Source organism: Bradyrhizobium sp. Ash2021, assembly GCF_031202265.1.
GTDB lineage: Bacteria > Pseudomonadota > Alphaproteobacteria > Rhizobiales > Xanthobacteraceae > Bradyrhizobium.
Genome location: NZ_CP100604.1, coordinates 8,862,233 through 8,886,808, shown reverse-complemented (window position 1 = coordinate 8,886,808; position 24,576 = coordinate 8,862,233). Strand labels below are relative to the sequence as shown.

17 protein-coding genes and 3 pseudogenes are annotated in these 24,576 nt (G+C 60.7%); 8 read left to right on the top strand and 12 right to left on the bottom strand.

Features of this window, described 5'->3' with window-relative positions; translation table 11 throughout:
* Window positions 1-544 precede the first annotated feature (544 nt).
* Window positions 545-1,339, top strand: a complete 795-nt coding sequence (locus NL528_RS42665; protein WP_309180329.1) for an FUSC family protein — start codon at window positions 545-547, stop codon at window positions 1,337-1,339.
* A 25-nt stretch (window positions 1,340-1,364) separates the two neighbouring features.
* On the opposite strand, the gene NL528_RS42660 is transcribed toward NL528_RS42665, so the two are convergent.
* On the bottom strand, window positions 1,365-3,092 hold the full coding sequence (locus NL528_RS42660) for a class I poly(R)-hydroxyalkanoic acid synthase (protein ID WP_309180328.1): 1,728 nt from the start codon (window positions 3,090-3,092) through the stop codon (window positions 1,365-1,367).
* A gap of 227 nt (window positions 3,093-3,319) precedes the next feature.
* On the opposite strand from NL528_RS42660, the gene NL528_RS42655 reads away from it, so the two are divergent.
* The 3 genes from NL528_RS42655 (at window position 3,320) to NL528_RS42645 (ending at window position 7,363) form a co-directional block, all read left to right on the top strand.
* On the top strand, window positions 3,320-3,805 hold the full coding sequence (locus NL528_RS42655; RefSeq protein WP_309180326.1) for a CBS domain-containing protein: 486 nt from the start codon (window positions 3,320-3,322) through the stop codon (window positions 3,803-3,805).
* A 39-nt stretch (window positions 3,806-3,844) separates the two neighbouring features.
* Window positions 3,845-5,230 (top strand): GntP family permease, encoded by a 1,386-nt coding sequence (locus NL528_RS42650; RefSeq protein ID WP_309180325.1) that lies wholly within the window; start codon window positions 3,845-3,847, stop codon window positions 5,228-5,230.
* A gap of 111 nt (window positions 5,231-5,341) precedes the next feature.
* Window positions 5,342-7,363, top strand: a complete 2,022-nt coding sequence (locus NL528_RS42645) for an acyl CoA:acetate/3-ketoacid CoA transferase (protein WP_309180324.1) — start codon at window positions 5,342-5,344, stop codon at window positions 7,361-7,363.
* A 5-nt stretch (window positions 7,364-7,368) separates the two neighbouring features.
* Here NL528_RS42645 and fabI read toward each other — a convergent pair whose 3' ends face one another.
* The 8 genes and pseudogenes from fabI to NL528_RS42605 all read right to left on the bottom strand — a co-directional run bounded on the left by fabI (window position 7,369) and on the right by NL528_RS42605 (window position 17,906).
* Entirely contained in the window at window positions 7,369-8,151 is a 783-nt protein-coding gene (fabI, locus tag NL528_RS42640) for an enoyl-ACP reductase FabI (protein ID WP_309185240.1), read from the bottom strand.
* Window positions 8,152-8,463: 312 nt separating this feature from the next.
* Entirely contained in the window at window positions 8,464-9,333 is an 870-nt protein-coding gene (locus tag NL528_RS42635; protein ID WP_309180323.1) for a formate/nitrite transporter family protein, read from the bottom strand.
* A gap of 34 nt (window positions 9,334-9,367) precedes the next feature.
* Entirely contained in the window at window positions 9,368-10,969 is a 1,602-nt protein-coding gene (locus NL528_RS42630) for a TrkA C-terminal domain-containing protein (protein ID WP_309180322.1), read from the bottom strand.
* Between the two features lie 40 nt (window positions 10,970-11,009).
* Window positions 11,010-11,837, bottom strand: coding sequence for a pyruvate formate-lyase-activating protein (gene pflA / locus NL528_RS42625; protein WP_309180321.1), 828 nt, complete (start codon window positions 11,835-11,837; stop codon window positions 11,010-11,012).
* A gap of 12 nt (window positions 11,838-11,849) precedes the next feature.
* Window positions 11,850-14,120 carry a formate C-acetyltransferase gene (gene pflB / locus NL528_RS42620; RefSeq protein WP_309180320.1) on the bottom strand — a complete coding sequence of 757 codons (2,271 nt, stop codon included), beginning with the start codon at window positions 14,118-14,120 and terminating at the stop codon, window positions 11,850-11,852.
* 599 nt (window positions 14,121-14,719) lie between these two features.
* Window positions 14,720-16,045 carry a group II intron reverse transcriptase/maturase gene (ltrA, locus tag NL528_RS42615; RefSeq protein ID WP_309180319.1) on the bottom strand — a complete coding sequence of 442 codons (1,326 nt, stop codon included), beginning with the start codon at window positions 16,043-16,045 and terminating at the stop codon, window positions 14,720-14,722.
* Window positions 16,046-16,597: 552 nt separating this feature from the next.
* Window positions 16,598-17,149 (bottom strand): annotated as a pseudogene (opgC, locus tag NL528_RS42610) (OpgC domain-containing protein); the annotation flags it as partial.
* Between the two features lie 265 nt (window positions 17,150-17,414).
* Window positions 17,415-17,906 carry a GNAT family N-acetyltransferase gene (locus NL528_RS42605; protein ID WP_309180318.1) on the bottom strand — a complete coding sequence of 164 codons (492 nt, stop codon included), beginning with the start codon at window positions 17,904-17,906 and terminating at the stop codon, window positions 17,415-17,417.
* Window positions 17,907-18,060: 154 nt separating this feature from the next.
* Between NL528_RS42605 and NL528_RS42600 the strand changes: the two are divergent.
* The 4 genes and pseudogenes from NL528_RS42600 to NL528_RS42585 form a co-directional block, all read left to right on the top strand.
* A pseudogene (locus tag NL528_RS42600) lies at window positions 18,061-18,555 on the top strand (DUF3141 domain-containing protein); the annotation flags it as partial.
* Window positions 18,556-18,599: 44 nt separating this feature from the next.
* Window positions 18,600-18,932 (top strand): hypothetical protein, encoded by a 333-nt coding sequence (locus tag NL528_RS42595; RefSeq protein ID WP_309180316.1) that lies wholly within the window; start codon window positions 18,600-18,602, stop codon window positions 18,930-18,932.
* 29 nt (window positions 18,933-18,961) lie between these two features.
* Window positions 18,962-19,927: a phosphate acetyltransferase gene (locus NL528_RS42590; protein ID WP_309180315.1), complete on the top strand. Its 966-nt coding sequence runs from the start codon at window positions 18,962-18,964 to the stop codon at window positions 19,925-19,927.
* Window positions 19,928-19,932: 5 nt separating this feature from the next.
* A complete protein-coding gene (locus NL528_RS42585; protein WP_309180314.1) occupies window positions 19,933-21,147 on the top strand; it encodes an acetate/propionate family kinase in 1,215 nt (404 codons plus the stop codon).
* Between the two features lie 408 nt (window positions 21,148-21,555).
* On the opposite strand, the gene NL528_RS42580 is transcribed toward NL528_RS42585, so the two are convergent.
* The 3 genes and pseudogenes from NL528_RS42580 to NL528_RS42570 form a co-directional block, all read right to left on the bottom strand.
* Complete coding sequence (locus NL528_RS42580; protein WP_309180312.1) at window positions 21,556-22,110, bottom strand: branched-chain amino acid ABC transporter permease; 555 nt, start codon at window positions 22,108-22,110, stop codon at window positions 21,556-21,558.
* Window positions 22,111-22,180: 70 nt separating this feature from the next.
* Window positions 22,181-23,416, bottom strand: a complete 1,236-nt coding sequence (locus NL528_RS42575) for an ABC transporter substrate-binding protein (protein ID WP_309180311.1) — start codon at window positions 23,414-23,416, stop codon at window positions 22,181-22,183.
* A 595-nt stretch (window positions 23,417-24,011) separates the two neighbouring features.
* Window positions 24,012-24,314: pseudogene (locus tag NL528_RS42570) on the bottom strand (SOS response-associated peptidase family protein); the annotation flags it as partial.
* Window positions 24,315-24,576 lie beyond the last annotated feature (262 nt).

Here is a 24,576-nt window from a genome sequence, read left to right as displayed (position 1 = left end):
TTGCGCCCGGTGAGCGTTTGGCGTGTTCTGGCAGCCGCGCGGGCCGGAGCGCCAGGCCGTATCGAACGCAGCCCGCGCAATCGCCGGCTTTGTCGATAGCGCGGCGCGCGGTCAATCGGATCTGCCGCGCCACAGGGCCGCGACGAGTCTGCACGATGCCTGGAGAGCGCTCATCGCCTGGCAACCGGCACGGGACCGGTACGATGCGGAGCTTGATCAGTTACGGGCGCGCAGCCGCGAACTCCATGGACTGTTCGCCGCAGCCGTCCGCGAGGGCAGCGCAGGCCGTTCGCCCGATCCAGAGGCAAGCGTCGAAGCCCGAAATATCGCATCTCGTGGGACCGATCCGCCGAGCGAGGGTGCCCCTGCCGGACCGGAAGAACGGCGTTCCTTTCTCAGGCGTCGTGAAATGATCGCGACCTCCCTGGCCTGGGGTGCACGCCCGCCGCGCATTGCGTTACGCGTCGGGACGGCTGCCTTGATCGCGGGATCTGTCGGAGCTTTGACGGGTCTCGAACGCTCCTATTGGGCCGCCGCGGCCGCCATGTTGATCCTGCATCAGGGCCTCAACTGGGTAGGCGCCATGCAACGCGGCCTCGAGCGAACCTTTGGCACAATCTTGGGCTTGATGTTTGCCGCCGTCCTGTTGTGGCTTCACCCTCATGGGCTTGCGCTGGTCGGATGCATCGCTTTATTGCAATTCGCCGGTCAAATGTTCGCTGCATCAAATTATACGTTTGCCGTCTTCTTCTTCACCCCAATGGCCTTGCTGATGGCGACGGCCGTCGGCCGTTCCGCCTCCGACGTCAGCCAATTACTTGTTGCACGTGGCCTCGACACGATGATCGGCTGCGGAGTCGGACTGGCGGTCCTGCTTGCCACCTACCGAACGCACGGCGCAACGGTAAGGAACGCGCTTTCGGAAACACTCGGCGCCGCGAAGTCTGTTTTGCCGTTTCTGGCACGCGGTGAAGTAACAACGGCCGAAGCGCGCATCGCGCGCCGAAGATTGCGATCCAATGCTTTCGATCTGGTCCAGATCTACGAGGAGCAGGCGGGCGGAACCGAGCGGGCACGGGAAGAGGCGGACCGGACCTGGCCTGCGATCGTCGCCGCGCACAGGTTGGCCTTCCGTATCCTTGCCGAATGCTGGGAGATTGAGGCCGAAGGCAACGCAGGGAACGCGCGCGGCCCTCTGCTGTTCGGTGCCAGCGGCGAGCACGCGACAGTTCGAGCACTGAATTCGCTGCAAGCCGGCCACGCCGCCGAAATTCCTCGCTCAGCGTCGAGCTTTCTCCTACCCGAAATCACCGCGCTGAACGAGAGCTTGCCTTCGTGAGGCCGGCCTCTGACCACGAAGATGATTAGTTGGCTTTTTGCTTCACATACCGTCCGGGCGCCTCTTCGATAGCCGGATATTGGGCACTGCCCGGACGCGTTGGGGCGGGGACCGTGCCGGTCGAATGGCGTTTCATCCAGGCATCCCAATCAGGCCACCAGCTTCCCGGTCGCTCCTCAGCCTTCTCCAGCCAGTCCGCCGCGTCACCGTTCAGATCGTCCTGGGTCCAGTAGCTGCGCTTGTTGCGGGCCGGCGGATTGATCACGCCGGCAACGTGACCGCTGGCCGCGAGCACGAAGCGCGGGTCCTTTCCGATCAGCGCCTTCGAGCGATAGGCGCTCTGCCAAGGCACAATGTGGTCTTCGCGCGATGCCAGCAGATAGAGCGGTATTTTGGCCTTCGAGAGGTCGACGCGGACGCCGCATTGCGTGGTCGCAGCTGGCTCCTTGATCTTGTTCTCGAGATAGGTGTTGCGGGTGTACCAGCAATACATCGGGCCGGGCAGGCTGACGCTGTCGGAATCCCAGTAAAGCAAATCAAAAGCGTCTGCGCTGGCGCCCTTCATGTAACTGTCGACGACATAGCGCCAGATCAGATCGTTGGCCCGCAAGGTCCCGAAGGTGAAAGCCAGTTCCTTGCCGGGCAGAATGCCGCCGCTTCCGATCGTCGCCTCGCGCAGCGCCACCGAAGCGCGGTCGATGAGAAGACCAATTTCACCGGTATCGGCGAAATCGATCATCGTGGTGAGGAGCGTCACGGTCGTAAGCTTATCTTCCCCGCGGGTGGCGAGTACGCCTGCAGCGCAGCTCAGGATGGTGCCACCGACGCAGAACCCCAGCGCATGAATCCGGTCAACACCGGCAATGTCGCGCACGACGTCGATAGCTTTCAACGGTCCGAGGTTGAGGTAGTCGTCCCAGTTCAGATATTGCGTCTCGGTAACTGCGCTGCGCCACGAAATCAGGAAGACCTGATGGCCTTGGGCGACGGCATACTCAACGAACGAGTTTCCCGCGCCAAGATCGAGCAGATAGTACTTGTTGATGCAGGGCGGGACGATCAACAGCGGCGTTTTCTCGACCTCGGCGGTCTGTGGCATGTATTGAATAAGCTGGATCAGTTCGTTCTCGAATACGACCGTTCCAGGAGTAACCGCAAGATTGCGGCCGATCTCGAAAGCGCTTTCATCAACCCGCGTGATACGCCCTTTGTGGATATCCTCGATCAGGTTCTGCATCCCGGCCGCGAGGCTCGCGGAACGCGTTTGGATGGCGGTCCGAATGACCTCCGGATTGGTTGCCGGGAAATTCGCCGGGCTCATCGCGTCGATGAATTGCCGTGCATAAAAGCGAAGCTGCAGCTTGGACCTGTCGTCGACCTGCGCCTGATCGACGAAATCCGTCAATTGCTTCGAGTTCAACAAATAAGATTGCTTGAGCAGATCGTAGTAGGGCGACTGGCTCCAGGCCTCTTCCTTGAAGCGTCGATCGCCGCGCGGCCCTCGCGCAGGCGACTCCGCATTTGGCGCTGGCTTGCCATTGAGAAATCCTCGCCAGAAATCCAAAATCGGCGACCAATACAGCTGCTGCAGATTGGCCGTGACCGCAACCGGCGACGTTCCCCCACTCGCGGGCTTGCCGACGCCCATTGCCGCGGTGAGCGCATCATCGAAATGTTTGGTTGCCTCCTGCCCGGCGCGCATCAGGCTTCCAAGATAGGCGGAGGGATCGTTTTGCGAGGACCGGCTTTCCATCTGCACCTCCCACGAACGGCGTCGCCACAGATCGATCCTACTTCAGCTGTGCGCCCTTGCAGCGCGTTTTCTTTCACCCGATCGTCTTGGCTTTGTTGCGGCGCACCGCGATCGGACAACCACAGGTTTGACATAGATCAACACTGTCTGGCTTTCACCTTTGCAGCTTCAAGGCGAAGACCACGCCGTCACATTTCTAGCTCATACAACCGCGCCGGTGACGCATCATGGACCATCCGCTCAGACGCCCCGAACAAATCCTTGGCTACCGACCGCTGAAACAGATCCTTGCCGCCAGGCCCAAGGCCCTGTGGACCGTCGGTCCCGGAGACAACGCGCTTTCGGCAATGCAACTCATGGCGGACAAGAACATCGGTCTTTTGGTGGTCATGGAGCACCGCGCGCTCGTCGGCGTTCTTTCCGAACGCGATTGCGTACGGCGCCTCGTCCTTGGCGGGAAATCTCCCGAAGCAACACCGGTCGCGGACATCATGGTCCGCAACGTCGTCAAGGCCAACATCGCCAATACCTTCGCCGACTGCCTGAAGCTGATGCATGAGCACCAAATTCGTCATCTACCGGTGATGGAGAATGACGACGTAGTGGGGGTAATTTCAGTTCGTGACTTGTTGGGCGAAGCGGTGGCGCATCACGCCAAGGTCATCGGCGAGCTCGAACGGGAACGGTTGACCATGCTCACGTCGACGGCCTGAGGAGGCCCGGCCCGAAGGCATCCAGGGAGGAATCTTGCCATGAATCTCTTGATCGTGTTGGCCGCTCTGGTCTTTCTCATGCTCGTGGCCTACCGCGGCTACAGCGTAATCCTGTTCGCTCCGGTTGCCGCGCTTGGCGCCGTACTGTTTACGGACCCATCGCTGGTGCCGCCAATGTTTTCCAGCGTCTTCATGGAAAAGATGGTTGGGTTCGTGAAGAACTACTTTCCCGTCTTCATGCTGGGCGCCGTGTTCGGCAAGGTCATCGAGCTGTCGGGTTTTTCGAAGTCGATCGTGTCCGCCGTGATAGGGGTATTGGGCCGGGAGCGGGCCGTTCTGTCCATTGTCGTCGTCTGCGCGATCCTCACCTATGGCGGCGTGTCGCTGTTCGTGGTGGTGTTCGCGGTCTATCCGTTCGCGGCCGAGATGTTCCGTCAGGGCGATATCCCGAAGCGGCTCATTCCGTGCACGGTGGCGCTCGGCGCGTTCAGCTTCACGATGGACGCCTTGCCGGGAACGCCGCAGATCCAGAACATCATTCCGACGACGTTCTTCAACACCACGACGTGGGCCGCGCCGGTGTTGGGGCTCGTCGGCAGCGCCTTCGTCCTCGTCGTCGGTCTCGCCTACATCGAGAATCGCAGGAAGGCGGCGCAAAAGCGCGGCGAGGGGTATGGCACAAATCTCGTGAACGAGCCGGAGCCGTTCGATGACAAGGAGTTGCCCAATCCCTGGATCGCCGTCGCGCCGCTCGTCGTGGTGGGCGTCGCAAACCTGGTGCTGACGCTGTTGATTCCGCGCGCCTACGGCTCGAAATACGAGATCACGCTGGGCAGCCAGCCGATCGTGACGCAGATCGCGCCGGTGGCGGCGATCTGGGCCGTCGAGGGGGCGCTAATTCTGGGTATCCTGACGGTCTTCGTATTCGCCTGGCGCCCCGTGCTGGCGCGGTTCGCGGATGGCAGCAAGGCGGCGGTCGCCGGCGCTCTGCTGGCATCGATGAACACCGCGGCCGAATACGGGTTCGGCGGGGTGATCGCCCTGCTGCCGGGCTTCACGGCGGTTTCCGCCGTGCTCAAGGCGATCCCCAATCCGCTCGTCAATGAAGCCGTCACCGTGACGGTGCTCGCCGGCATCACGGGCTCCGCCTCCGGCGGCATGAGCATCGCGCTTGCCGCGATGTCCGACGATTTCATCTCTGCCGCCAAGGCGGCAAATATCTCGCTCGAAGTGTTCCATCGCATCGCGGCCATGGCGAGCGGCGGCATGGACACATTGCCTCACAATGGAGCCGTCATCACGCTGCTTGCCGTGACGGGCCTCACCCACAGGCAGGCCTACAAGGACGTATTCGTGATCACATTGACGAAGACCGCGGCGGTATTCGTCGCCATCGGGTTCTTCTATCTGACCGGAATCTATTGAGAAAGCAGCAGAAGGCTAGGTCTTGAGACGACATCATCCGACTTCCGGGTTGCTCCTATTGCGCATTGATAGAGGACAACGATCGGTGAGTCTAAAACTTGCGGAGGACTCATGCCAGCTAATCCAGTTCGACTAACGCTGCAACCGGTCAAAGCACTAGATAGCGGGAAGATCGTCAGTGCAGAGGAGGCGGCGAGCCTCATCCGAGACGGCGATACCATCGCCACGGGCGGTTTTGTCGGCATTGGGTTCGCCGAGGAAATAGCCCTGGAGATCGAGAATCTCTTTCTTGCGAAGAGCGAACACGCGGTTCCAACCGGCAACAAACCCTGCAATTTGACGCTGGTCTACGCCGGTGGGCAGGGTGACGGCAATGAACGCGGGCTGAACCATTTCGGCCACGAAGGTTTGGTGCGGCGGGTGATTGGCGGACACTGGGGGCTGGTACCGAAGCTTCAGAAGCTGGCCATTGCCAACCAGATTGAGGCCTACAATCTTCCCCAAGGCGTGATTTCTCACCTGTTCCGAGACATTTCCGCGAAACGCCCGGGACATCTCACACGCGTTGGACTTGGAACGTTTGTCGATCCTCACCATGGCGGCGGAAAAATAAACGAACGCACCAAGGAAGATCTCGTCCGTCTTATCAACATCGACCGGGAGGATTTTCTTTTTTACCGCACATTTCCAATCGATGTCGGGATCATCCGCGGTACGACCGCCGATCCCGATGGAAACATCACGATGGAAAAGGAAGCGTTGACGCTGGAAGCCCTCGCCATCGCAATGGCGGCCCGCAACTCAGACGGCCTGGTCATTGCCCAGGTGGAGCGAATCGCCGATCGCGGCTCACTCAATCCGAGGCAAGTCAAGATCCCGGGAATAATGGTCGATTGTGTGGTCGTTGCCAAGCCGGAGAACCATTGGCAGACCTTTTCCGTTCAGTATGACCCGGCGTTCAGCAGTGAAATTCGCGCCCGAATTGATTCGATCCCGTCAATGGAGATGAGCGAACGGAAAATCATTGCACGCCGTGCGGCGCTCGAGCTCAACGTCAATAGCGTCGTCAATCTCGGTATCGGCATGCCGGAAGGTATCGCCGACGTAACCAATGAAGAGAAGATCGCAGATCTGTTGACGCTGACCGCCGAACCCGGTGTCATCGGCGGCATACCGGCGGGCGGCCTCAACTTCGGGGCGGCCGTCAACGCCCAAACGGTCATCGATCAGCCCTATCAATTCGACTTTTACGACGGCGGGGGCCTCGATGCAGCCTTCCTTGGCCTCGCCCAGGCCGATTCGGAGGGCAACCTGAACGTCAGCAAATTCGGGCCGCGGCTGGCGGGCGCGGGCGGATTCATCAATATCAGCCAGAACGCCAAGAAGCTGGTGTTCGTCGGAACCTTTACGGCGGGCCGGCTTGGCGTGACAATCGAGGACGGAAACCTGCGGATCCTCAAAGAGGGCGCCGCGGCGAAATTCGTCCGCGAGGTCGAGCACCGGACGTTCTCCGGCCCCTTTGCGGTTCAGCGCGGGCAGCCCGTTCTCTATGTGACCGAGCGTTGCGTATTCAAATTGACGCCAGACGGCCTCGAGCTTGTCGAAGTGGCCCCCGGGATCGATATCGAGCACGACATTCTGGCCCGAATGGAGTTTCGGCCGATCATTCGCAATCCCTCTATCATGGATAAGCGAATCTTCGCACCCGGCGCCATGGGTCTGCGCGACCAATTACTGCGTATGCCGATTGAGCAGCGGCTCACCTACCACCCGAACGAAAACCTGTTCTTCGTCAATTTCGAAGGCCACAGAATTCGCAGCCACGAGGACGTGGAGCACGTTCGGCGCGCGGTAGAAAACAAGTTGGTCCCACTGGCTCACAAGGTCTACGCCATCGTCAATTACGATAACTTTGAAATCTTCCCCGACATCATTGACGAATACTCGTCCATGGTGCGAGGCCTCGTCGACCGCTTCTACTCCGGCGTCACCCGCTATACCACCAGCAGCTTCCTGCGCGCCAAGTTGGGCGACGCGCTGAAGCAGCGTGCGATGGCGCCGCACATCTACGAAACTGCAGAAGAGGCAACTGCCCAGCTTGGGTCTGCACGAAAGGCGGCCCCACATCGTTGAACGGCTCAGTCGACGACGTGATATCCACCATCGATATAGATCGTGTCGCCGGTGATGAGCCGGGCTACGTCGTGGGCCAGGAAGGCCGTCGCGGCGCCGACGTCTTCGATGCTCACAAGGCGGCGTGCCGGGGCCTTGGCCTTTGCTTTCTCGAGCAGCTTGTCGAATTCAGGGATGCCGGACGCGGCCCGGGTTGCCAGCGGGCCGGGAGAAATGGCGTGCACGCGAATGCCCTTCGGTCCCAACTCGGCGGAGACGTACCTGACGGCGCTTTCCAACGCAGCCTTGGCAACGCCCATGATGTTGTAGTTCTTCACGACGGTTCGGCTGCCGTAATACGTCATGGTGAAGAGGGTTCCACCTTTCTTCATCAATGGTTCGGCTAACTGGGCCATCCGAAGGAAGGTCCAGCATGAAACCTGCATGGTGGTCAGAAATCCATCCAGCGGCACGTCGACAACCCGTCCATGCAGCGCCTGCTGCGGCGCGAACGCGATGGAATGCACGACGAAGTCCAGTTCGCCCCATTCCTTGGTGATCCGATCGAACACGGCTTCCATTTGGCCGGGCTCGCGGACATCGAGCGGCATCACAATGGAAGACTCCAGCGCGCGCGCCAGCGGATCGACGTGTTTTTTGGCCTTGTCGTTGAGATAGGTGACAGCGAGGTCAGCGCCAAAGGCGCGGAATGCGGCGGCGCAGCCCCAGGCGATCGATTGGTCGTTGGCGATACCGACGACGAGGCCTTTTTTGCCCTCCAGCAGCTTGGCTTTGACGGTCGGAATCAGCCTAGCTTTCCCCGCTTTCGGCGTCTCGAGAGGTTCGCCGCGTGCATATCTTTCGGCGGCCTGTTTCAAGGTGGTGAAGGCCTGACGCCGATCCTTGGCTTCGGCCGTCCTTGCGATCTCCCGGCCGTTCACCTTCAACTGGCCTTCACCCCAGGGAGCAACATTGATCTCGAACTGGTCCTTCCCGAGGGTGGTCAGGAACTGCTGAACCGTGGCACCTTTGCCTACGGGCATTTCCTTGTTGGGCTCCCAGTCGGCGGTTTGGAGCGGCATGGCGATTATCCTTTGCGGGCTTGCAAAAATTTGAACTTGCTACTTCTCGTCCGGATATGACGCGCCGAACGCCGCCCTGTAGATTGCCCAGTAGACGGCGCCGACAAAACCGGCACCGCCCACGATATTGCCGAGCGTTACCGGTACGAGATTATGGATGATCCCGGACATGGTAATGGGCGAAGCGTCGAAATTTGCCGGAGCATGGCCGCTCTGGATCAGCAGCCACGCCAGGGGCAGAAAATACATGTTGGCGACGCAGTGCTCGAACCCGGCCGCAATGAACGCGGAAACCGGCAAGATGACCGCAACAATCTTGTCGGTGACTGAGCGGCCTGCATAGGCAAGCCAGACCCCCGCGCACACGAGGATGTTGCAAAGAATGCCCTTGAAGAACAGCGTCACCATATCGGGCCGGATCTTTCCGGCAGCCGTCTTCAGGATGGACAGCTCGATGGCGCCATCATTCATGTCGAGATGATGTGAAAAAAAGACCAGGACGATGAGCCCAAGCGATCCGACCAGGTTGCCGAAATACACGATGGTCCAGTTACGCAGCATGGTCCCCGTGGAGACCTTTCCGCTCGCCCAGGCCATCACGATCAGGTTGTTGCCCGTAAATAGTTCGGCGCCTCCCACCAGCACCAGCGCCAATCCGAGCGAGAATACCAACCCGCCGACAATACGCACGGTGGCGAAGCTGAGTTCTGCGTCACTGGCAACAATTGTGTAATAAAGAGCGCCGAAGCCGACGCTGCCGCCTCCAATGATCGCCAGCATGAACGAGGCCAGAAACGGCAGATTCGCCTTCTTCACCCCGACCTTTTCGACGGCCTCCTTGATCTCGGCAGGACTGTAAGCCTGCAGATTGAAGATGGGGGGCTGCGGCGCGGGCACTCGGTCAGACATCCCTCTATATCCTCGCTCGCAGCCAATAGCGCCGTTATCCGCCTGCGCCGCTCGTTGCCAGGAGTCCGACGATCTGCGCGGCGATTACCTTCACAAGTGTCATCGACGGGAAGATCATGGCGTAGCCGATGTCCGGACGTTCGGTCGGCGCCATCTTCGCTGAGTAGACCAGGATGGCGGGATTTCCAGTTGCCCCGGATGCCACGCCGACCAGGTCGTCATATGGAATCTTGAGAACGTAGTGGCCGACCACCAGGACGATGAATACCGTCGTCAGGAGCACGGCTACGCCGATGAACAGCATCGTGAAGCCTGACTCGGCCACGGTGCGGACAAAGGGCTGTCCGGAATTCACCCCAACGGTTGCGAGGAACATGGCGAGTCCAAAGTTTCGAAGAACGATGTTGGCCGGCAGGGGCATGGTCCAAAGCATGGGGCCGGTGCGACGGAGCCGGCCGAGAATGAGCGCAACGATCAGTGGCCCACCCCCGATACCGAGTGTAACGACACCGACGCCTGGGATCGGAATCGGAATAAGCCCGAGCAAAACACCCAGGACCATCCCAATCCCGAGCGAGACATAGCTGAATTCGGCAGCCGCCTTCACCGTGTCGCCGAAGTGACGCCGGATCTCTTCCTTTCGGTCGGGCGGCATCAGCACGCCGACCCGGTCGCCGAATTCCAGCATCAGGTCGGGTGACGGCACGAGGTCGGCATCGTATCGCCGAACGTGCAGCAGATGTGTCGGGTAACCGGCCGGCATCGGAAGGCTGGCAAGAGGCACGCCGACCACGCTGGCCTTTCCGACAAAAACCCGGATGTAGTCCAGATCGCCGCGATCGCTTGCCAACCGGCCGGGCTCCAGGGTCCCGAGCTGCGTCGCCGCCTTGGCGATCGCCTCTTCGCGGTCCGAAACGACCAGAAGAGCGTCGCCTGCCGATAAAACCGTATCGGACGTCGGAACGAAGTTGCGCCCGTCCTTTCGCACCATCGTGACCTCGACCTCGGTGAGCACGCTGTTTGTCAGTTCGTCGAGCCTCCTTCCGGCAAACGTCTGGCCGATCAAAATCTCGGCCATATGGAAACGCTGTGCCTTCGCGGGAAATTTTGGCTTCACGATGCGTGTCATGAAGTAGATGCATAGGATCGGACCGATGACCCCGAAGGGATATGCGATGGAATAGCCGATCGACGGATCCTTGTTCTTCATGACTTCGAGCGCCGCCTGAAGTGACGCGGTGCTCGTCATCGATCCGGCATATAGACCAAGGGTGTGTCCAATCTTGATGCTGAAAATGTGCCCCAGCCCGAGCGCAACGGCCAAACCGGCCAGGCACGCAACAAGCGCCAACAGATTGTACTTCTGCCCGACGCCGACCATCCCCTCGAAGAATTGACGGCCATAAAGTATGCCGATCCCGTAGAGAAACATGATCAGGCCTGTCAGGCCGATCGGACCTATGATCTGGGCTTTCGGCGCAAAAGCTCCGATTGCGAGACCGACAAAAAGAACGGCGCCAACTCCCATAGAAAATCCGGCGATGCTGATCTGACCGACGAGATAGCCCAGTCCGATCGCCAGAAACGCCGTCAGGATCGGCTGGCTCCCGATGATGTCGCGTGCAAGATCCAACATGTGTCTTTGCTCCCCCCGGATCAGCCGGATAATTGATCGATCAACGTGCTTGGCACCCTGCGGCCCGGAACTGTCCGATCACCCGATCCACCAAATCCCGGCTGGGCGGCAATGTGTTGGCAAGCTTGTATTCGAGACCCATCGCCTTCCACTTGAATGAACCCATCTGGTGGAAGGGCTGCACCTCTACCCACTCGACGTTTTTCATGGGCGCGACAAATCGCGCGATGCCGTCGACATTCGCGGGGTCGTCGGTCTCACCTGGCACGAGGGTGAACCGAACCCAGACTGGCTTCGGCAGCGAAGCCAGTCGCTCGGCGAAGCGAAGCGTCGGTGCGATGTCGCGGCCGGTGGTTCGGCGATAGGTTTCGGGATCGGAACTCTTGATGTCGAGAAGAACGAGGTCGATCTCGGACAGGTATGAAGCATCCGCGCGATCGCCCAGAAATCCCGAAGTCTGGACGGCCGTGTGGAGGCCCATCTCCTTCGCACCGGCAAATATCCGCCGGGTAAAGGCAAGCTGCACCATGGGCTCGCCGCCCGTTATGGTCAGGCCTCCACCAAGGCTCAGAAGCGCGGGCGCGAAGTCACCAAGCCGACGCAGTACGTGATCCGCCGCGACGTAAGTTCCGTCCTTGAGGTGCCAGGTGTCTGGATTATGGCAGTACGTACAGCGCAGCAGGCACCCCGAAACAAAAAGTACGACGCGCAGACCCGGTCCGTCGTAGCGCGACGACGTCTCATAGGAATGGCAGTACCCGAACGCGCCCTCCTGGTCCTTGATTTGGTCGTCATCGGGCGCGTCGGGCGAAATCCCCGCCCGGAGGTCATAACGGCTTCCGGGCTCCAGTGCCTGTACCGTCGACATGGTACACCTCGTTCAAATCTGGCCGTGGAAGGTGCGGCTGATCACGTCTCGCTGCTGCTCCGGCGTCAGTCGGACGAAGTTCACGGCGTAGCCCGAAACCCGGATCGTGAGTTGCGGATATTTGTCTGGGTTCTTGATCGCGTCCTCGAGCGTCTCCTTGTCGATGACGTTCAGGTTCATGTGGAAGCCGCCCCGATCGAAATAGAGGTCGAAGGCCTTGACCGCCTCGTCCACGAGCTGGCTCTCCGACAGTTTAGCCTTCTGTGGCGCAACGGAGACGGTGTAGCTGATCCCGTCCTGCGCATCCTTGTAGGGAAGCTTCGCTACCGACAGGCAGGAGGCGAGCCAGCCATGGCTATCGCGTCCGTGCATTGGGTTGGCGCCAGGCCCAAACGGTTCACCCTTCCGCCGTCCGTCGGGGGTGTTTCCGGTGGCTTTGCCGTAGACCACATTGGAAGTGATCGTCAGCACACTCTGGGTGTGCGTCGCATTCCGATAGGTCGGATGCTTGCGGATCTTCTCCATGAAGCTTGTGACGATACTGGAGGCGATCTGATCGACCCGGTCGTCGTTGTTGCCGAACTGGGGCGTCGACTGGTTGCCTTCGTTCTGGTAGTCGACGACAAGTCCTGTCGCGTCTCGGGTGACGCGCATTTTCCCGAACTTGATGGCGCTCAGGCTGTCGGCAACCACCGAAAGACCGGCGATCCCGAACGCCATCGTTCGCAGAATGTCACGGTCGTGAAGCGCCATCTCCAGACGCTCATAGAAATACTTGTCGTGCATGTAATGGATGCAGTTCATGGCATGCACGTAGGTCTTGGCGAGCCATTCCATCGTGGTGTCGAACTTGGCCATGACGTCGTCATAGTCGAGGAAGTCGCCAATGACCGGCATCGTCTGGGGCGAGACCTGATCGCCGGAGACCTCGTCGCGGCCGCCGTTGATCGCGTACAGCAGGGCTTTTGCGAGGTTGACGCGGGCGCCGAAGAACTGCATCTGCTTGCCCAATCGCATCGCCGAAACGCAGCAGGCGATGCCGTAATCGTCGCCCCAGAAAGGCCGCATCAGATCGTCGTTCTCGTACTGCAGCGAAGACGTGTCGCGGCTGACCTTCACGCAATAGCGCTTGAACGGAGCGGGCATCTTGTTCGACCAGAGAACCGTGATGTTCGGTTCGGGGGCTGGCCCCAAATTGTAGAGCGTGTGCATCATCCGGTAGCTGCTCTTGGTCACCAGCGCGCGCCCATCGAGATCCATGCCGCCGATGCATTCGGTCGCCCAGTAGGGGTCGCCGCTGAACAGCGCGTCGTAGTCGGGCGTACGAAGGAAGCGGACGATGCGAAACTTCTGCACCAACTGGTCCCAGAGCTCCTGGGCCCGAGCTTCGTCCAGAAGCCCTGCCTTCAGGTCACGTTCGATGTAGATATCGAGGAAGCTCGAGATGCGGCCGATCGACATCGCCGCCCCGTTGGCCTCCTTGATGGCGCCGAGATAAGCGAAATAGGTCCACTGGAATGCCTCCTGGGCATTCGAGGCGGGCTTCGAAATATCGCGATCATAGAGGTTCGCCATCGAGGCCAGGTCCTCGAGCGCACGGATCTGTTCGGATAGCTCCTCACGCGACCGAATGATCTCATCCGTCGGCCACATGTCGTCGATCTGCGCCCGTTCCGCGCGTTTTCCTTCAAGCAGGCGATCGATCCCGTAGAGAGCGACCCGGCGATAGTCACCGATGATGCGGCCGCGGCCATAGGAGTCCGGGAGACCGGTGATGATGCCGGAGCGCCGGCAATTCATGATTTCCGGCGTGTAGGCGTCGAACACGCCATCATTGTGCGATTTCCGATATTTCGTGAAAGCTTCGTGCACAGCCGGATCCGGCTCGAATCCAGCGGCCTTCAGCCCCGCCTCGACCATTCGTAGACCGCCGAACGGGAAGATTGCCCGCTTGAACGGCTGATCGGTTTGAAGGCCTACCACAACTTCATAATCGCGATCGATGTAACCAGCTTTGTGGGCCAGCAACGTTGAGGGAGTTTTCGCATCGACCGCAAGGACCCCCTTTTTCCTTTCATCCGCGAAGTACGGCTGTAGTTTCGCCCACACGGCTTTTGTGCGCTGCGATGGGCCAGCCAGAAAGTCCTCGTTGCCGGCGTAAGGCGTGACGTTCCGGACAATGAAATCGCGAACATTGATGGAAGTCTGCCAGTCACCTGGACGAAAACCCTTCCAGCAATCGGAGGTGTCGGCTTCCTTCCTGACAGCGGCACTTGCCTTCATGGTACGTCTCCCACCGGTCTATCTTCGATTGGTGTGCCCGATGGAGTAAGTCCGTGCGGGCAGGGTGTATCGGATGGTGGTCCGGTCGGGTCGACCGATGTTTGATTTAAATCAAGCTCGCCCCGGCGTAGCCGCGTCAGCGTAATTGACCAATCGTGTGCGGATCAACGAACTGTCGGACACAGCTCCATACAGTCAAAGCGTCGCAGATACTTTTCTCTCCTGCACGCGCCATAGGGCAGCAAGATAGATGTTCTCGGCAGCGGCTACCGAAGATCCTCGTCCGCGTATCTATTACAGTTCCAGCGGTTGCGAAGACAAAGTTTCTCGCTAGGGGAATCGAACCCCTGCTTCAGTCCTGAGAGCGCCATTGTCGTCACTAGGCCGTGTACTCATCATAATTCGAGAGTCGTGAGCGGGGCTTGATCCATGTCCGCTGTCCGGCGCTTTGCGGACTCAAACCGAACATCCCCTCAGGTCCGAAAAGGTAGAGTCGAGGATGGGCGCGGTAGCTTGGGCCATTCGGCAACGCTCCGTTTCCCATCCCCGCTCATCGAACCGGACGTGCCCGATTAAGGCATCCGGCTCTCCGACTGATTTCACCGTGAGGCACACGGCGGGGCCGTGAGGGGCAGGCGTTCGAGACGCAGCAGACCTCGTTCTCCATAGACGACCTCACAGGAGAATCGGTGTGTGCCACGCCCTGCCACCTTGTGCCGTCTGGCGAGGAAGTCGCGCACGCGCTCATAGACGTATCGGTCAATGCTGCGGAATGCCGATCGGCGTGTCCCGTGGCAGAAGTAGTTCGACCAGCCAAGCAGGGAGCTGTTCAGCGTGTCGCGCACTTCGGGCCACGGGTCGTTGTTGCCAGGCGCCAGCAGTTTTCCAACCTTCGTCTTGAGCCGTTGCATGCTCTTCTTGGAGGGGCCTGCGCTCAGGTACCACTTGCCATTTCCTTTATAGCAGTAAGGTCCGAACGAGTAGCCAAGGAAGTCAAAGCGTTCCTTGTCGGCGTTCTTCAACGAGGTCTTGACCTCGTTGAGTGTCAGCCCGAGCCGCGTCATTACCGCCTTCGTCCACGCCAGGGCCTCAGCCGCATGCCTGCGACTGAGAATGACGAAGTCGTCGGCATATGCGATGACGTGTGCACGGAACGCTTCCCCACGCCCGGTCAGCCGCCAGTACTTCAGGAACCGGTTCATGTAGATGTTGGCGAGCAGTGGGCTCGCGACGCCGCCCTGAGGCGTGCCGCGCGTGTTGCTCTTGCCACCACCGATGCGCCGGGTCCCGTCGCCATCATCCCGTTCCTCGATCGGCGCCTTCAGCCACAGCTTGATCAGCCGGAGCACGTGCCTGTCCACGATGCGACGGGCTACTGATTTCAGAAGCTCGTCGTGCGGAATCGAATCGAAGTAGCGGGATAAGTCGGCGTCGACCACGTCGGTGTAGCCCCGGCCTATCAGCCGGTGCACTTCCTTGACCGCGTCCACCGCTCCGCGCACGGGGCGATAGCCGTAGGCATTGTCCTCAAAGTCCGCCTCGAAGATTGGTTCCAGCACGAGCTTGGCCGCGGTTTGGACAACCCGGTCCCGAATGGTCGGAATACCGAGCGGGCGCTCGCCGCCACCGGGTTTTGAGATTGTCACCCGCCGCACCGGATCAGGCCGGTACGTCTTCGAGATCAGTTCCTCGCGCAGGCCCGCCAGCCACGCTTCCAAACCCGACGCTTCGATCGCCGCAAAGGTCTTTCCGTCAACGCCGGGCGCTCCCGCTTTCGCGCGGGACAGTGCATAGGCGTGACGTAGTATGTCCTCGCGATGGATCTTGTCGTAGAGCAGGTAGAAGCGGAAGGCAGGCTCCGCCTTCGCCTTACGATACAGCTTTCTCTGAAGGGTCCGGATCTTTTCAGGTGTTGTCAGGTTCATCGCCAATCACCTTCACCTCACCATCTTCGAAAGCGCACCAGAAGTCAGGGTCCTTTGCTCCGCCGGCATTACCCGGCCTCAACGCTCTTACGACCCTGTCCGACTCCCGTCCTGGCCGCCGCCTATCGCGACGTTGAGGCCGCTACCCTCGCCCGCAACGGGTCTCCCCCGATTACCCGAACCACCTTTCCGACGTGCCGTGCCCACTACCCCGGCGGATCGAGCGGGTGCATATGTCGATTGCTTCCCCGCTCGTACAGCCTTCCCCAAATGACAGGAGGGTCGGCATCCGCATTGTCACTTTCGAGGCCTGCTCAGGCTTTACTCACGTTACGGCCCGCCGGATTGCTCAGCCGCCTAAAGCGGCCTTTGTCACGAGGCTCCAGCCCTGCCAGTTACCCAGCCGAGCCGCTCGTCAGCTTCCGGATCAATCGACAACTATCTGAGTGGAATCTTCCTCCACCGATGATTCGCGCCTTCGGGGCGCACTGCCACAACCGGACATCACCGGGCGCAGCAAACCGCATTCCCCTCGTAGGCGAGCCGATCCAATCACAGGGGCTTCGGCGTGAACTGGTTGGGGACTTCCTCAGTCCGCACAGATGGCCGGGGGGCGGTAGCCTCCTTCGGAAGCTTGTCTTGCTTCTTCGACCAAGAGACATAGTACGCTACGGCGGTCATGATTGCGATTCCGACAGCGCTTACGATGATCTGGACCAGCAAAGAATCTCTGCTCAGGGTCAGCACGGTATAGCCGATAAAAGACAGGAAGATGCCAACGCAGAAAACCGCTAGGGATTGCTGGCCGCATTTTATTACCGGAGAAAATATCCGCCACCCTAGGCCGGGCCAATCCTTCGGCATGAACCGAGTCACGAGGTAAACGATAACAACAAAATGCAGGAAACGGTATGGTGCGAGATTAGTCTTGTCGTTCGGATTGAACGCATCGAATAGCCACCTCGGAAACAGATTTCCAAAATCGGGTAACCGGCCTGCCATGGTCATTGAGAGGGCAAACAACAAGTAAGCGATAGCGACGTAAAGCAATACAGGCGATCCGATGATCACATACCGTGGTGATGCGGCCCGATATCCACCGCCTGCATCAATTGGCGGTGCAGAAGCGAATTGTGGTGCGAAGGTCGCGATTACCATCGATATGTTCAGAGGTGCACATACTTATCTCGACGCTTGCGCAGCGGTCGACAGCCTCGCGGGGCGCTTGCAGCGCTCTACATCAGCCCAACCGCAGTTCTACGGCGGTAGGCCGGCCGAACCCAGCACAGCATGCCTGTCCCATAGGATAGCGACGCTGACGAACAAGACCCACAACGGAAACACGAGCAAGCTCCCATCATCGCATGTGTCAAAGCTCAAGGACCAGATGAATTACCTGCGGATCTCGCCCCCCGCGAATCTGGAAGCCGAACTTGCCGAACACCTTCCGCATGGCGGCGTTCTCCGGCAGAACCTCGGCGATCAGCTCCTTCAGCCCGACCTTGCGGGCGATGATGGCGAGGTGACGCATCAGTATCGTGCCCAAGCCCTGTCCCTGATAATTGTCGATCACGACAAAGGCGATCTCCGCCTTACCCGGTTCGGTGACGATGTAACGACCGCCGCCGACGATGACTTTGCGTCCGGCCTCTTCGGCGAGCGCCACCAGTGCGACGTGATTGATGAAATCGATATTCATGAAGAAGGTGATCTCCTTCTCCGAGAACCCGCGTTTCACCACGAAGAAACGGCGCTGCAGCGACTGCAGACTAGTGCGGCCGATTGCAGCGAGCATGTCGTCCTTGTCATCGGGCTGCAGTGCGCGAATCTCGACTTCGGTAGCGGAGTAGGCCACCCGCATCGATATTTCCTCAGGTTCCCAAGAAGGGACAAACAAGCCCTCCGGCCGCATTGACCTAAATCAACGTCCGGCGGGCCCAACCGCCTTCGATAGCCTCGCCGCTGAAAGGATCGAAGCGATGTCCGTAGACAAACCGCAACTGTCGGGCGACGCGATGTCAGGACTCGTCACCAAGGCCGTGGAATATATGGTCGATGCCGGACAGCGTAGCGTGCTGTTCCTGGACATCATGCGCCAGCGCGGCGACCAGTATCGTGAGCATGTCGCCCAGACCGCACCACACGTCCTGAGCTATGCGGCGGAACTGATCATCGATGGACGGAAGCTGGAACAGCCGGTCAACTACGCGCTGGTGCGCATTATCCCGCCCAAAGGCGTCGAGATCGATCTCGAACGCAGGCCGTTCATCGTGGTCGACCCTCGCGCCGGTCACGGCCCTGGCATCGGCGGCTTCAAGGCCGACAGCGAGATCGGCGTAGCCATGAAGGCGGGCCACCCCTGCTATTTCGTCGGATTTCTGCCGGAACCCATGCCCGGCCAGACCATCGAGCGGGTCGCGCGCGCCGAGGCGATCTTCATCGAGAAGGTGATCGAACGGCATCCCGAGGCGGACGGCAAACCCTGCGTGATCGGCAACTGCCAGGCTGGGTAGCAGGTATCCGCGCGCTGCTCTATATCGGGTCAGTACGCGGAATGGTGGACGAACGCAGCCTCGAGGCGCTGCGACGCCTTCGCCAGGCCGACGAGTCGACACGGGTCACATTGGCCGAGTTCAAGATGTTGGTGCGCGAGCAGTTCTTCATGTTGCTGCTCGACCAGGAGGCGGCGCTTGCCGCGATCCCCAAGCTGCTGCCTGAGAGCATGGATGAACGACGCAAGGCGTTCGCGGCCATTCAGGAGGTGCTGTCGGCCAGCGCGGAAATATCGGGCGAAGTGGCGCGGCGGCTCAAACAGGTGGCCGGGCTGTTCGGGCTCGAGGATCAGGGAAATGCAGTCCCTTTCGACCCGAAGGCGAGGGCGTCATAAGCCCCATTGCAGAGAATAGGAGTGAAGCGATGAGCGTGATGCCAGCCGAAGCGAGCGGGACAAGGTCAAAGTATGATCGCCTGATCGCGGCCGCGCAGAAGGTGCCGCCGGTGCTGACCCTGGTCGTGCATCCCTGCGACGAAAGTTCACTGCGTGGCGCGGTGGATGCCGCGGAAGCCGGGATCATCAAGCCGATCCTGGTCGGTCCGGCAGCAAAGATCAGGGACATTGCTGCCAAGCATGGCATGAACATATCGAGCTACGAGATCGTCGATACCCCGCACAGCGAGGCCGCCGCCGCGAAGGCGGTCGAAATGATCCATCAAGGCAAGGGCGAGGCCCTGATGAAGGGCAGCCTGCATACGGATGAGCTGATGCGCAGCGTCACGGCGAAATCTGGCGGACTTCGCACCAGCAGGCGCATCAGCCACGTCTTCATTATGGACGTGCCTGCCTATGCCGATACGGTGTTCGTCACAGATGCGGCTATCAACATTTTTCCCGATCTCGACGCCAAGCGCGACATCATCCAGAACGCCATCGACCTCTACAATGAGGCAGGCTTCGGCACGACACCGCGAGTTGCGATCCTGTCGGCTGTCGAGACCGTTACATCGGCCATTCCTTCCACCATCGAGGCGGCGGCGCTGTGCAAGATGGCAGACCGCGGCCAGATCACCGGCGCTGTGCTGGATGGGCCGCTGGCCTTCGACAACGCCATCGATGTGGAAGCGGCTAGGATCAAGGGCATCAAGTCGGAAGTGGCAGGCCGCGCCCAGATCCTGGTCGTGCCGGATCTGGAGTCCGGCAACATGCTGGCGAAAAACCTTGCCTATTTCGCGAAGGCCGACGGCGCCGGAATCGTGCTCGGCGCGCGCGTGCCGATCGTGCTGACGTCGCGGGCGGATTCGGCGCGGGCGCGGATGGCCTCTGCCGCGTTCGCCGTGCTGTTCGCCAATGCGCAGCGGCGCGGTGCGCCGATAGCTGCCGCGTGACCGCCATGGATACGATCCTCGTCGTCAATGCGGGCTCGTCCAGCGTGAAGTTCCAGGTCTTTGCGGTGGAAGGCGAGGGCGGGCTGCGGCGGCAGATCAAGGGCCAGATGGACGGCATCGGCAGCCGTCCGCGATTGCGCGCCAGCGGACCGACCGGCGATCCGCTGGCCGACCGGGCCTATCCGATCGAGGCGGTGGCCGATGTGCCGGCCGCGATGTCCGTCGCCGGCGCGTGGCTGCGCGACGAATGCAATATCAACCCCATCGCCGTCGGCCATCGCGTCGTGCATGGCGGGCCGGATCACGCCCGCCCGGTGCTGATCGATCATGCGATAGTGACGCGTTTGGAGCGATATGTCTCGCTGGCGCCGCTGCACCAGCCGCATAATCTTGCGGCGATCAGGACGCTGCTGGGCAATTTCCCGCTGCTTCCGCAAGTGGCCTGTTTCGACACTGCGTTCCATCGCGACCACGATGCGCTCGCAGATCACTACGCGATCCCGCATCAACTCCATGCCGAAGGCATCAGGCGCTACGGCTTCCACGGCCTTTCCTACGAATACATTGCAAAACGCCTGCCGCAGGTCGCGCCTGAAATCGCCGGCGGGCACGTGATCGTTGCTCATCTCGGCAGCGGCGCCTCGATGTGCGCGATAAAGGGCGGAAAGAGTGTCGAGAGCACAATGGGATTCACGGCGCTCGACGGGCTTGCGATGGGAACGCGGCCGGGTCAGCTCGATCCCGGCGTGGTGCTGTATCTGATCGCGGAAAAGGGCATGTCGGTATCGAAGGTGCAGGATTTCCTCTATCGCGACTGCGGCTTGAAGGGGTTGTCCGGCGTCAGCAACGACATGCGTGAGCTCGAGACCAGCGCCGACCCGCGTGCGGCGTTTGCGATCGATTATTTTGTCTACCGGGTCGGCCTCAACGCCGGCATGCTGGCGGCGGCGCTGCAGGGCCTCGACGCCTTCGTGTTCACTGCCGGGATCGGCGAGAACTCGGCCACGATCCGAGCCCGCATCGCCGAGAGGCTGACCTGGCTCGGTGTCGTGCTCGATCCGGCGGAGAATGCCCGCCACGCCGGCAAGATATCGCGATCCGACAGCCAGATTCCCGTCTATGTCGTGCTCACCGATGAAGAGCTGATGATCGCGCAGCACACGCTGGCGCTGCTCAAGAACCGGCAATCGCCCAACCCGAAACCCGAGAGAGTGTCATGAACATCCTGGTTTATCCCGAGACCCACGTCGCGCTGAAAGGCAAAAAGGGGCTGATCGTCGGCATCGCCAATGAGCAATCCATTGCGTGGGGTCGGTAACGAAACCCATTTTCCGGCCGTAGCTAAAACAGTGGGTTTTTGTCTGGCAAGGTCGAAAGTGCTTTATCTTTCAATGGGGGTTGACTGACTCCCTCTCCGCCACTCGAGCGAGCGTTGCGAAAAACCCAATAAAATACGGCGTTTCCAGAGCCACCGGATTCGGACGGTGGAGACCCACGGTGTAGAACACTGGTGGGGACCCGCCGCGAGACGGCGCAATCTGCCATCATTGACTCTTCGGAGTCGAATCCTTCGACGGGGCGGCGTTATGGCGGATCGGCTTCCGGCCATTCCTTGTCGGGAAGAGCAATCAGTTGCCCGGTTCGACGAGGGGGCGCAGTGCCCGCAGCTTCGCCGCCAGACTCGGGCGGCCAGCGATCCTGGCGCCCCTGATAACGTAATCGAGGAGGCTGGTCTTGGACATGATGTGGTGGACCCCTTCCTGCCGCGACTCCGCCAGCCGATGCTTCGCCAGCGTTTCCGCCAGCAACGCGTCGAGCGTTCCGATGATCAGGATCAGCGCGAACGTGAGGATGAGCTGCATCATCGGGTCGCGGCGATAGACGCGGCGAAGCAACGTGATCTCGATCACGCCGCCCAGGACCGCGACGCCGATCGGTGCCAGCACGAGCGCGATCCAGAAGCTCACCGGGTTGCCCGGCAGCACCTCGATGAGCGCCGCCATGAGATAGGCGCCCACCATGTAAAAGCTTCCGTGCGCGAGGTTGACAATGCGCGTCACTCCGAAAATCAGCGACATGCCCACGGAAAGCAGGAACAGGAACATGCCGACGCTCAGGCCGCTCATCACCTGTACGGCGATGAGCGGACCGTTGGTGATCCATGGGAAAAGACTCGTTGTCATCTCCGCGGGCCTGCTGAATGTCCCGGAACGCTATTTGTTCCTGGCGGCCGCCGCCCGGAGCTGCGCGACCTCATCGCAGCTCCTGATGAGGTCCTTGCCCGTGGATCTCCTCGATGTCGGCGACGATCGGCTTGCCCTCCTCGCCCATCTTCACCACCCCGGTCCATTGCGGCGGGATAGCCTGCTGGTCACACCCGCGCATGATGACCGTGCCCCACGGGAACTCCATCTCGAATCCCTCGCTCAGGACGGCGATGACCTTGTCGGGGTCGGTGGCCTTCGCGCGCCTGATGGCCTCCGCGATGATGTAGGCGCTGGCATAGCCCCACGCGGCGCCGAGCTTGGGCAGGGGGTCCTTCATGCCATGCGTCGTCGCCCAGGTGATGTACTTCTTGGTCCAGGCGTCCAGCGCGGGATGTCGCTTCTGCACCCCGTCATCGTACCACGCGAAAGCGGTCGTGATGGCGCCGACGGGCGCTTCCCTGCCGAGCGGATCGAGCTCGTCGGGATTGCCGAGGGAGGACGGGACGAACTGGGCCTTTTCCATGAGCCCAAAGGGCCGCGCCTGTTTCACGAAGGCGATCTCCTGCGCTCCCCACAATCCGCTGAAGAAGGCCTCGGCGCCCGATTGGAGCAGCGCCGTGATATAGGGGCTGTGGTCGCTCTCGCCGAGCTTCGGCCAGTTCTGCTGCACCAGCTGCACGTCGGGCTTGAGGTATTTCAGGTACGCCCAGAACTCCTGCCAGAGGTTCTGGCCGTACTCGTAGTCGGGAGAGATGTGCGCCCATCTGGTGTACGGCAACGTCGAGGCCCTCTTGGCGAGGGCCCGCGCATATTGGCTCACGTTGTTGGTGGTATGTGCGACGTACCTGTGCCCCCCGTCCCAGGTCAGCCGTGACGTCTGGCAGTGGGTCGCGAAGTACAGCACCTTGGCGTCTTTCGCGTAGGCGGAGATCGCCAGCCCCACAGCGCTGGAGATGCAGCCGGCCAGAAAGTCGACCTTCTCCTGTAGCACGAGCTCGCGCGCGGCCTTGACGGCCTCGTCGGGTTTGAGCTTGTCGTCACGATGGATGAACTCGAGCGGGCGCCCGAGGACGCCGCCGGCATCGTTGATCTCCTTGGTGGCGAGCATCAACCCTTCCTTGTAAGGGAAGGTGTAGACGGTGGCGACTCCACTGTAGGAGTTGATCTCGCCGATGCGGATCGCGTTCTCCTGCGCGACCGCCGCTCCGACTGGACCAAACAGAGCAAACAAGAGACCCAGCAGGCAAAACGAACGTGCCGCCGTATACGATTCTGTAGACATGGCCTATGCCTCCTTTGCCGCGAGCAGCGATACGCGCGGGAGTCTATGCTCTTGCAGAGACACAAAAGCCCCCGTCAGTCATCAACCAATGACCGGCGGGGGCCCCACAGGCCCGTCAAACTTCCTCAACCAGTGCATGCGAACCTCCAGCGGAGGCGACACCGTTCGAGAGAAATAATAAAAAGTATGCGCGCAACCTCAGGAGATTGTCAGGCGACCGGGTTATCCGTAGCCCGGATGGAGCGAACCGAAATCCGGGGCGGCGCGTTCCGCTGTGCTCCATCCGCCTGCACAGTACCACGGCCCCGCTACCACCTCCCTTCACGCCGCCAGCGGGAATGCGAAGTGGGATGCGGTGGACGCGCCAGCATCGCCAGACGGGCGGCGCTATCGCGGAGGGCGAAGTCGTGTGGGCTATATTTTGGTATCCGGTGAAAGGTCCTGAAAGCAACAAAACCCTTTAAAACAAGGGGGTTTTCTTTTATCCTCAGTCAGCGGCTTTCAGCGCATTTCGCCAAATCTAGGGCCCGGCCCCAAGCCTCTCTCGACCCTCCAAGGACTTCGAGAGGCCCAAGACCGAGCCCATGGTCATCCGTCATGCCGCCGCCGCGCAATCCTCTTTGTCGGCCCCGCGCATGACGATCCTGAGCGCATCGTCCGGCAATGGCCGCTGCAACGCCTTGGCCTCGTCCCATGGTGCGCGCATCCACACGTCCCGCTCTTCGTCGGTGGTCAGGATTACGGGCATGGCCTTCGGATGGATCGGCTCGACCACCGCGTTCGGGGATATCGTGAGAAAGCCGTAGACCTGATGCGGCCCCGGCACCGGCTTCGACTTCGTGCCACGTTCACCATTGAACGTCGTCCAGATGCCAGCGAAGGCGAACAGCGGTCGGTCGTGATCTTTGACCTATCTCAACAGGACGGCGGCTTACAGGCTTCAACGCAAGGCTTGATCTACCGCAACGCTCTGTCCGCTAAAATCGCCAATAATGATCAACTGCCGGACGGGTTCGGACTGTTCCGGCATTGTCAAGGCCGCCCGGTTATTGGGTTCGTGGCCGGGCGGTTCCGCCTCTCAATCATATGAGGTGGCATATGAGCAACTTACTCAAGGAATCCGAGCCGTTGCTACATGTCGCGGACATGGATCGGAAATT

What these genes read in the sequence shown, in the direction of transcription:
- NL528_RS42665 (WP_309180329.1), top strand. Translation starts at nt 545, where the DNA reads ATGTTGATCCTGCATCAGGGCCTCAACTGGGTAGGCGCCATGCAACGC.
- pflA (WP_309180321.1), bottom strand. Translation starts at nt 11,837, where the DNA reads ATGTCGACGGTACAGGCACTGGAGCCCGGAAGCCGTTATGACCTCCGG.
- NL528_RS42575 (WP_309180311.1), bottom strand. Translation starts at nt 23,416, where the DNA reads ATGTCTACAGAATCGTATACGGCGGCACGTTCGTTTTGCCTGCTGGGT.
- NL528_RS42590 (WP_309180315.1), top strand. Translation starts at nt 18,962, where the DNA reads ATGAGCGTGATGCCAGCCGAAGCGAGCGGGACAAGGTCAAAGTATGAT.
- pflB (WP_309180320.1), bottom strand. Translation starts at nt 14,120, where the DNA reads ATGAAGGCAAGTGCCGCTGTCAGGAAGGAAGCCGACACCTCCGATTGC.
- NL528_RS42645 (WP_309180324.1), top strand. Translation starts at nt 5,342, where the DNA reads ATGCCAGCTAATCCAGTTCGACTAACGCTGCAACCGGTCAAAGCACTA.
- NL528_RS42650 (WP_309180325.1), top strand. Translation starts at nt 3,845, where the DNA reads ATGAATCTCTTGATCGTGTTGGCCGCTCTGGTCTTTCTCATGCTCGTG.
- NL528_RS42635 (WP_309180323.1), bottom strand. Translation starts at nt 9,333, where the DNA reads ATGTCTGACCGAGTGCCCGCGCCGCAGCCCCCCATCTTCAATCTGCAG.
- NL528_RS42580 (WP_309180312.1), bottom strand. Translation starts at nt 22,110, where the DNA reads ATGACAACGAGTCTTTTCCCATGGATCACCAACGGTCCGCTCATCGCC.
- ltrA (WP_309180319.1), bottom strand. Translation starts at nt 16,045, where the DNA reads ATGAACCTGACAACACCTGAAAAGATCCGGACCCTTCAGAGAAAGCTG.
- NL528_RS42585 (WP_309180314.1), top strand. Translation starts at nt 19,933, where the DNA reads ATGGATACGATCCTCGTCGTCAATGCGGGCTCGTCCAGCGTGAAGTTC.
- NL528_RS42660 (WP_309180328.1), bottom strand. Translation starts at nt 3,092, where the DNA reads ATGGAAAGCCGGTCCTCGCAAAACGATCCCTCCGCCTATCTTGGAAGC.
- NL528_RS42630 (WP_309180322.1), bottom strand. Translation starts at nt 10,969, where the DNA reads ATGTTGGATCTTGCACGCGACATCATCGGGAGCCAGCCGATCCTGACG.
- NL528_RS42655 (WP_309180326.1), top strand. Translation starts at nt 3,320, where the DNA reads ATGGACCATCCGCTCAGACGCCCCGAACAAATCCTTGGCTACCGACCG.
- NL528_RS42595 (WP_309180316.1), top strand. Translation starts at nt 18,600, where the DNA reads ATGGTGGACGAACGCAGCCTCGAGGCGCTGCGACGCCTTCGCCAGGCC.
- NL528_RS42605 (WP_309180318.1), bottom strand. Translation starts at nt 17,906, where the DNA reads ATGCGGGTGGCCTACTCCGCTACCGAAGTCGAGATTCGCGCACTGCAG.